Annotated in this window: 1 protein-coding gene; it reads right to left on the reverse strand. The window is 74.6% G+C overall.

Annotated features, from left to right (window positions below; translation table 11 throughout):
• Positions 1 to 39: 39 nt before the first annotated feature.
• A complete protein-coding gene (locus ACWGJY_RS37510) occupies positions 40 to 1,197 on the reverse strand; it encodes an acetyl-CoA C-acetyltransferase (protein ID WP_453265372.1) in 1,158 nt (385 codons plus the stop codon).
• Between the last annotated feature and the right edge of the window lie 147 nt (positions 1,198 to 1,344).

Consider the following 1,344-nt stretch of genomic DNA (forward strand, 5'->3'; position numbering starts at 1 on the left):
GCAGGTACGTCGTTCGTACCGGGGGCGCCGGAGCGGGAGTCAGAGGCGCTCGATGATGGTGACGTTGGCCTGGCCGCCGCCCTCGCACATGGTCTGCAGCCCGAACCGGCCGCCGGTGCGCTCCAGTTCGTGCAGCAGCGTCGTCATCAGCCGCACGCCGGTGGCGCCGAGCGGATGGCCGAGGGCGATGGCGCCGCCGTTGGCATTGACCCGCTCCGGGTCGGCGCCGGTCTCCTTCAGCCAGGCCAGCACCACGGGCGCGAACGCCTCGTTGATCTCGACCAGATCGATGTCGCCGATCGACATCCCCGCCTTCTTCAGCGCATACGCGGTCGCCGGGATCGGTGCGGACAGCATCCGGATCGGGTCCTCACCGCGCACCGACAGATGGTGGATACGGGCCCGCGGGGTGAGGCCGTGGTCGGCCACCGCCCGTGCGGAGGCCAGGAGCAGGGCGGCCGCGCCGTCGGAGACCTGCGAGGACACCGCCGCGGTCAGCCGGCCGCCCTCGACGACCGGCGGCAGCCCGGCCATCTTCTCCAGCGAGGTGGTGCGGCGCGGCCCTTCGTCGGTCGTGACGTCCCCGTAGGCGACGATCTCGCGGTCGAAGCGGCCCTCGTCGATGGCGCGGACGGCCCGCCGGTGCGAACGGAGCGCGAACTCCTCCATGTCCGCACGGGAGATGTGCCACTTGCCGGCGATGAGTTCGGCGCCGTGGAACTGGTTGACGGGCGCCGTACCGTAGCGGGCCCGCCAGCCCGCGGAGCCGGCGAACGGGCCGTCGGTCAGGCCCAGCGGGACGGCGGCCTGCCGGCCGGCGAAGGCGATCGGGATCTGCGACATGTTCTGCACACCGCCCGCAACCACCAGGTCCTGGGTGCCGGAGAGCACCGCCTGCGCCGCGAAGTGCACGGCCTGCTGCGAGGAGCCGCACTGGCGGTCGACGGTGACGCCGGGCACCTCCTCGGGCAGTCCGGCGGCCAGCCAGCACGTCCGGGCGATGTCCCCGGCCTGGGGTCCGACGGTGTCCAGACAGCCGAAGACGACGTCCTCGACGGCGGCCGGATCGGCGCCGCTGCGCGCCATCAGGGCGGTCAGCACATGGGCGCCCAGGTCGGCGGGGTGGACGGCGGAGAGACCGCCGCCCTTCTTGCCCACCGGGGTGCGGACCGCGTCGACGATATAGGCCTCGGACATCAGGGTCTCCTTGGTCGGATTCTGCGGCGGCGGCGGGCGGGGTCGCCCAGCCCGGCCCGCCCGGCCCCCCCCCCGGGGGGGAGCCGCGGCGGGGGGGGCCCCGCCCGCGCCCCCGCGCGGGTGGTGCCGAACACCCAGAACCCGGCC

This window comes from Streptomyces sp. NPDC054765 (assembly GCF_053612065.1).